The organism is Mycobacterium sp., from assembly GCF_004298145.1.
Lineage (GTDB): Bacteria > Actinomycetota > Actinomycetes > Mycobacteriales > Mycobacteriaceae > Mycobacterium.
On sequence record NZ_SCRH01000067.1, the window covers coordinates 39222 to 46570 of the forward strand.

General features: G+C 68.6%; 7 protein-coding genes. All 7 read right to left on the minus strand.

Annotated features, from left to right (window positions below):
• Positions 1 to 2 precede the first annotated feature (2 nt).
• Positions 3 to 1367, minus strand: a complete 1365-nt coding sequence (locus EPN51_RS26785) for an aldehyde dehydrogenase family protein (protein WP_293048903.1) — start codon at positions 1365 to 1367, stop codon at positions 3 to 5.
• Positions 1364 to 2161 carry a gamma-glutamyl-gamma-aminobutyrate hydrolase family protein gene (locus tag EPN51_RS26790; protein WP_293048904.1) on the minus strand — a complete coding sequence of 266 codons (798 nt, stop codon included), beginning with the start codon at positions 2159 to 2161 and terminating at the stop codon, positions 1364 to 1366. The genes EPN51_RS26785 and EPN51_RS26790 overlap by 4 nt, the downstream gene beginning before the upstream one ends.
• Positions 2148 to 3500, minus strand: a complete 1353-nt coding sequence (locus EPN51_RS26795) for a glutamine synthetase family protein (protein WP_293048905.1) — start codon at positions 3498 to 3500, stop codon at positions 2148 to 2150. The genes EPN51_RS26790 and EPN51_RS26795 overlap by 14 nt, the downstream gene beginning before the upstream one ends.
• A 24-nt stretch (positions 3501 to 3524) precedes the next feature.
• Positions 3525 to 4076 (minus strand): alpha/beta hydrolase, encoded by a 552-nt coding sequence (locus tag EPN51_RS26800; RefSeq protein ID WP_293048909.1) that lies wholly within the window; start codon positions 4074 to 4076, stop codon positions 3525 to 3527.
• 152 nt (positions 4077 to 4228) lie between these two features.
• Positions 4229 to 5746: a cobyric acid synthase gene (locus EPN51_RS26805; RefSeq protein WP_293048906.1), complete on the minus strand. Its 1518-nt coding sequence runs from the start codon at positions 5744 to 5746 to the stop codon at positions 4229 to 4231.
• 25 nt (positions 5747 to 5771) lie between these two features.
• The gene (gene map / locus EPN51_RS26810; RefSeq protein WP_293048907.1) at positions 5772 to 6629 is read right to left on the minus strand and encodes a type I methionyl aminopeptidase; all 858 of its coding nucleotides are present in this window, start codon (positions 6627 to 6629) and stop codon (positions 5772 to 5774) included.
• A 31-nt stretch (positions 6630 to 6660) separates the two neighbouring features.
• On the minus strand, positions 6661 to 7245 hold the full coding sequence (locus EPN51_RS26815; RefSeq protein ID WP_293048908.1) for a DUF1707 domain-containing protein: 585 nt from the start codon (positions 7243 to 7245) through the stop codon (positions 6661 to 6663).
• Positions 7246 to 7349 lie beyond the last annotated feature (104 nt).

Below are 7349 nucleotides of genomic sequence, written 5' to 3' on the forward strand. Positions count from 1 at the left end.
ACCTAATCCTCTCCGATCGCGATGAACACGTTCTTGGTCTCGGTGAAGTGCAACGGCGCGTCCGGGCCCAGCTCGCGGCCCAGGCCCGACTGCTTGAAACCGCCGAACGGGGTGTTGTACCGAACCGAAGAGTGCGAATTCACCGACAGGTTCCCGGCTTCGACCGCCCGGGACACGCGCAGGGCGCGGGACAGATCGTCCGTCCAGATCGATCCGGACAGGCCGTAGGTGGTGTCGTTGGCCAGCGTGATGGCGTCCTGTTCGTCGTCGAAGGCCAGCACCGTGACCACCGGACCGAAGATCTCCTCGGTGACGCAGCGGTCGGTGCGCCGCGGGGTCAGAACCGTTGGCGGGAACCAGAATCCGCGGCCGGTCGGCGCGCTGCCGCGAAACGCGACCGGGGCGCCGTCGGGCACGTAGGACGCCACCTTGGCGCGGTGCGCGGCCGACACCAGCGGACCCATCTCGGTGTCCCGGGACGCGGGATCTCCGACGACGACACCTTTGACCGCGGGCTCGAACAACTCCATGAAACGGTCATAAACGCTGCGCTGCACCAGGATCCGGCTACGGGCGCAGCAGTCCTGCCCTGCGTTGTCGAACACCCCGGCCGGCGCGGTCGCGGCGGCCCGCTCGAGATCGCAGTCGGCGAAGACGATGTTGGCGCTCTTGCCGCCCAGCTCCAGGGTCACCCGCTTCACCCGGGCGGCCGCGCCGCTCATCACCTTTTTGCCGACTTCGGTCGAGCCGGTGAACACGATCTTGGCAATGCCGGGATGCGTGACCAACCGCTCCCCGACCACCGCGCCCGGACCGGGCAGCACCTGGAGCAAGTCCTCGTCCAGCCCGGCCTGCACCGCCAGCTCACCCAGCCGGATCGTGGTCAGTGGCGTCGCCTCGGCGGGTTTGACAAGCACGGCATTGCCCGCGGCCAGGGCGGGTGCGAAGCCCCAGGACGCGATGGTCATCGGGAAGTTCCACGGGGTGATCACGCCGACCACGCCCAGCGGTTCGTTGAACGTGACATCCAGGCCGCCGGTCACCGGAATCTGCTTGCCGGACAGTCGTTCCGGGCTGGCGGCGTAGTAGGTCAGCACGTCCCGGACGTGGCCCGCCTCAAACTCCGCCGACGCGACGGGATGCCCGGAGTTGGCGACCTCGAGTGCCGCCAGCTCGTCGAGGTGCGCGTCGACGGCGGCGGCGAAAGCCCTTAGGCCGGAGGCTCGTTCGGACGGGGACAGCCGCACCCAGCGCCGCTGCGCCGCCCGTGCCCGGACCACCGCGTCGTCGACGGCCGCCGCGTCGGCGTGCTCCACCGAGCGCAGCACCTCCTCGGTCGCCGGGTTGATCAGCTCTACGGTGCTCACGTCACACGTCCCGCATAGGATCGGGCCGCGTCCACGATCGCGGCGAACAACCGCAAATCCTCCAGGGACTGTTCCGGATGCCATTGCACGGCAAGCACAAACCTGTCCCCCGGTAACTCGAGCCCCTCGACGACGCCATCGGGATCGGTCGCGCTGACCACCAGGCCGTCCCCGACCCTGTCGATGGCCTGATGGTGATAGCTCGGCGCGTCGGCGGACTCCCCGACCAGCGCGGCCAGCCGGGTGCCCGCCACGGTACGGACCTCTAACCTGGTGAACACCCCGTTGCCCGCCCGATGCCCGGTGTGGCCGAGCACGTCGGGCAGGTGCTGGTGCAGCGTGCCGCCGAGCGCGACGTTGAGAACCTGTGCGCCGCGGCAGATCCCGAGCACCGGCAGTCCCCGCTCCAGCGCGCCGCGCAACAGCGCGAACTCCCAGGCGTCGCGGTCGGTGCGGGGTTCGTCGGTCGTCGGATGCGGCTGCTGGCCGTAGCTGGCGGGGTCGACGTCATACCCCCCGGTGATCACCAGCGCGTGCAGGCCGTCGAGCACCGAGCCGACGATCTCGGCGTCCGCCGGCTGCGGGGGCAGCAGCACGGCGATCCCGCCGGCCAGGATGACGCCCTCGAAGTAGTCGGCCGGCAGATATCCGGCGGGGATGTCCCAGATGCCGGTCCGCACGCGCTCGAGATACGTTGTCAGGCCCACCACCGGGCGCTTGGATCTCCGTGGCGATGGCAAGCGCGGCGCAGCCGGGCGCAGCGGGTCGCCATCATCAGATCTAGAGGCGTTCAAAACCGCGCATCCTCTCCCAGTCGGTGACCGCCGCGTTGAACGCCGCCAGCTCCACGCGGGCGTTGTTCAGGTAGTGGGCGACAACGTCGTCGCCGAACACCTCCCGCGCGAGCGTCGAGCGCTCGAAGACCCCGGCCGCCTCGGCCAGGGTGGCGGGCAGCCGCCCGACGCCGGGGGCTTGGTAGGCATTTCCCACGTAGGGCTCCGGTGGCTCGAGGCCCCGTTCGATACCGTACAGCCCGCCGGCGACGATCGCCGCCATCGCCAGATACGGGTTGACGTCGCCGCCGGGCACCCGGCACTCGACCCGGATGTTGGGCCCGTGGCCGACCACCCGCAGCGCGCAGGTGCGGTTGTCCAAGCCCCAGGCCAGCGCGGTGGGCGCGAAACTGCCGTCGGTGAATCGCTTGTAGGAGTTGATGTTTGGTGCGTAGAACAACGTGAATTCGCGCAGGGTGGCCAGCAGGCCGGCCAGGAAACCGCAGAACGTCGACGACATGCCGTGCGGACGGCTGGGTTCGTTGAACACCGCGTCACCCCGCGGGTCGCGCAGCGACAGGTGAATGTGGCAGCTGTTGCCTTCGCGCTCATCGTATTTCGCCATGAACGTCAGGCTTTTTCCGTGCTGGTCGGCGATTTCCTTGGCCCCGTTCTTGTAGATGACGTGGTTGTCGCAGGTGACCAACGCCTCGTCGTAACGGAAACCGATTTCCTGCTGGCCCCTGTTGCACTCGCCTTTGACGGCCTCGAATTGCATTCCCGCGCCGGCCATCCCGCGCCGGATGTCGCCCAGCAGCGGCTCCATGCGCGACGACGCCGCGATCGCATAGTCGATGTTGTAGTCACTGGACGGGGTCAGCCCGCGGTACCCGCCGGCCCACGCCTGGCGATACGGCTCGTCGAACACCATGAATTCCAGCTCGGTCGCGGCATCGGCGATCAGCCCGCGCTGGGCCAGCCGGTCGAGCTGGCGGCGCAGGATGGCCCGCGGCGACACGGCGACCGGGCTGCCGTCGGCCCAGCCCACGTCGGCGATCACCAACGCCGTCCCGGGCAGCCAGGGAACGCGCCGCAGGGTGGACAGATCGGGCCTCATTACCGTGTCGCCGTATCCGGTGTCCCAGCTCGACATCGCATAGCCGCTCACGGTGTTCATGTCGACGTCGACCGCAAGCAGATAGCCACAGCACTCGGCGCCGTGGGCGGCCACGTCGTCGACGAACAGTTGCGCGGCCACCCGCTTGCCGACCAGGCGTCCCTGCATGTCGGCGAACGCCACGATGACCGTGTCCACCGCGCCACCGCCCACCAACTCTCGCAGCGAGGTCAGCGACAGCATCGCGTCATTCGGGTCAACCAGGCGCTACCAGGTACTAGTGCGCAAAATGATCTCGGCGGCCAATTGCGCCGTCGACTCTTGCACGGTGCGCCGTCCCAGGTGCACCACGCGGTAGTCGGCGTAGACGTACCGCTGGCTGGCCTGGGCGACCGACCGGGCGGCCGGCGAGCTGACCAACACCGTCGTGCCGATCTCCACCGGCGGGCAGTGTCCGTCGCGAATGGCGCCGTCGCGATCGCCGGCCCGCGGATGCCCGCGGTCGATCACCACCAGCCCGACGAACCGGCCCAGCCGGGTTGCCGTGAGTTCCCAGGCGAGGTCGCCGCCGGCGCGGTCGCCCATGACGACGGCCCAGCCGATTCCCAGCGCGTCGAGAATGCCGATCACCGACTTGCAGGTGAGGCGCGGATCAAATCCGATGACGACCGTGCGAAGCGATGCGGTGTGCAGGCGCTCGCAGACCGCGTCATACGCCGCGGGGGTGCGTTCCTCGTCGCCCAATATGACGACGACGACGCCCGTCTCCGTACCGGCCACAACCACCGGGACCGGGAATCCCTCCAGGGTGGTCATCATCGAGGACACCCCAGCACGCTACAGCCAAACGGTGTGGGTGTGCGACGATTCTGGACATGTGATATGAGGACACAGTTTCCATGGGCATCGTATGACGGATTTTTGACTGCGGCGTCAAAAGTGACGTTCACGTCACGATGTCAGCGAATACCCTACGGGCGCAACCGACTTGCGAGATACGGTCGCGGCGGCGGCGTGCCGTCGAGCAGGCCGAGGACGGCGTCGACGTCGAGATGGGCGGCCAGCAGATCGGCGGCGAGATCGAGTTGGGCGTCGCGCCGCGCGGCGACGTTCGTGTCGCCGACCACGAAGCCGCGTCGGCCGGCCGCGTCGGCGACCCGAGTGAGCCACGCACGCCGGAAGTCGTCGTTGTCGAGCAAGCCGTGCCAATGCGTCCCGAAGACCGCGCCGCGCACCACACCTTGCGGGTGCGGATCGTCGCCCGATTCGAACCAGCTCTGCTCGGCGCAGCGGGCGACCCGCCCGTGGTGGATCTCGTATCCGCTCAGGGGGCCGTCGATCCGACCTTGCCAGCGGCGCAAGGTCTTGGCCGGAGCGAAGGCGATGTCGGCGTCCAGCAACCCCAGCCCCGGCACGTCGCCGGTGCCGGATTCCACCGGGTCATCGATGCGACGGCACAGCATCTGGAATCCCCCGCAGATCCCCAGCACCGGCTTGCCGGCCCGCGCGTGCGCGATGATCGCCTCGGCCAGGCCGTGTTCGCGCAACCAGGACAAGTCGGCGACGGTGGCTTTGCTGCCGGGGATGACGATCAGGTCGGTGTCGGAAACGTCGGCGGGGCCGGTGACCCAGCGGACCAACACGCCCGGTTCACATGCCAGCGCCTCGACGTCGGTGGAGTTGGAAATCCGGGGCAGCCGCACCGCGGCCACCCGCAACCACTCGTCGCCGCACGGCGGGGCGGGCGTGCCGATGACGCGGTGCGCGACCACCGACAGCGAGTCCTCGGCGTCCAGCCACAGCTCGTCGGCATACGGCAGCACCCCGTAGGTGGGCCGGCCCGTCATGGCGTGCAGCTGGCGCAACCCCGGCTCGAGCAGCGCGGGATCACCCCGGAATTTGTTGACGATGAAACCGGCGATCAGCGCTTGGTCGTCTGGATCGAGCACCGCGACCGTGCCGAACAGGTGCGCGAGCAGCCCGCCGCGGTCGATGTCACCGACCAGGACCACCGGCAGATTCGCGGCGCGGGCCAATCCCATGTTGGCCAAATCCGTGGCACGCAGGTTGATTTCGGCGGGAGAGCCGGCCCCCTCACAGATCACTATATCGAATTCGTCTCGCAGACAGGTTAATTCGTTGAGAACGATGGAGGCTAGCCGGTCGCGGTGCCGCACATAGCTTTCCGCGCTGACCGAGTCGGCGACCCGTCCCTTGATCACAAGTTGCGAGGTGCGGTCACTGCCCGGTTTGAGCAGAATCGGGTTGAACCGCACGCTGGGTTCCAGCCCCGCCGCGCGGGCCTGAATCGCCTGGGCGCGGCCGATTTCACCGCCTTCGACGGTGACCACGGAGTTGTTGGACATGTTCTGCGCCTTGAACGGGGCGACCCGGGTCCCGCCGCGGGCCAGCAACCGGCACAGGGCCGCCACCACCACCGATTTCCCGGCGTCGGAGCTGGTGCCGGCGACCAGCAGGGCCCCGCTCACCTCTGTAGGGCGAGCGCCGAAAACGTCATGGCAGCGTGAGGATTTCGACGCCGGTGTCGGTGACCAGCAGCGTGTGCTCGAACTGCGCGGTCCACTTGCGATCCTTGGTGACCACCGTCCAGCCGTCGTCCCAGATCTCGTAGTCCAGGCCGCCGAGGTTGATCATCGGTTCGATGGTGAACGTCATGCCCGGCTGCATGATGGTCGACACGGAGGGCTGGTCGTAGTGCAGGACCACCAGGCCATTGTGAAACGTGGTGCCGATGCCGTGACCGGTGAAGTCGCGAACGACGTTGTAGCCGAACCGATTCGCATACGACTCGATGACGCGGCCGACGACCGACAGGGCACGCCCGGGTTTGACGGCGTTGATGGCGCGCATCGTCGCCTCCCGGGTTCGCTCCACGAGCAGCCGGTGTTCTTGCGCGACGTCGCCCGCCAGGAACGTGGCGTTAGTGTCGCCGTGCACCCCGTCGATGTAGGCGGTGACGTCGATGTTGACGATGTCACCGTCGGCGATCACCGTCGAGTCCGGGATGCCGTGGCAGATGACCTCGTTGAGCGACGTGCAGCACGATTTCGGGAAGCCCTTGTAGCCCAGCGTCGAAGGGTAGGCGCCGTGGTCGACCATATACTCGTGGGCGATCCGGTCGAGCTCGTCGGTGGTCACCCCGGGCGCGACCGCCCTGCCCGCCTCCACCAGCGCGCGCGCCGCGATACGGCCGGCGACCCGCATCTTCTCGATCACCTCGGGCGTCTGCACCCACGGCTCGCTGCCCTCCTGGGCTGTGGACTTGCCAACGTATTCCGGGCGCGGGACGCGGCCGGGCACCGGCAGAGTCGGGGACAACTCTCCGGGGGAAAGCGCGGTGCGAGCGGGCATGCGACCAGCTTAACTGCGGCCCCTGGCCCGTTCAGAGTCGCTGGCGGCGCAGCAGTGAGCGGCGCGGTCCCCGAATGATCACCGAGCCGCACACCACCCGCCCGGTCAACACGACGTGCGGCCTGCCCTCACCGGGTGGGTCTTTGCGGCGGTCGCTGGCGCTGCCCACGTAGACCTCGACGTCGTCGATCGACGCGCTGGCGCCCTCGGGCAATCGGATCTCCACCGAGCCGAATCGCATGTCCAGTTCGACCACCACCACCGGCCCGGCGAACCGGGCCTTGGTGAGGTCGAGGTCCACCGAGCCCAGCCGGCGGACCAGCGCCAGGCGGGAGGGCACCGTCCATTCGCCGTGCCGCTTCAGCGAGCCCGCCCAGCCGCGCAGTTCCACCCGGTCGGCCGCGGAGGTGACGATGGCGCCCGGTCCCGGCAGATCGCCGACCAGACCGTCCAGCTCACCGCGCGTGCGCGCGTAGGACACTTGCGCCGAGCGCTGTTCGAACTCGTCGATATCGATCAGCCCGAGCGCGACGGCGTTGTGCAGTCGCCGCATCGTGCCGTTTCGGTCGGCGTCGGAGACACGCAACGCCACCATCTCTCCACCGGTCTCGCTCATGGCCTTTCCTGACGCTCGAACACCTTCGGCCTACCCTCGCAACTTACCGCCGTGGGGAGCCGGGATACCGCCACCATCGGCGCAGCGGGTCGCCACCATCGGAC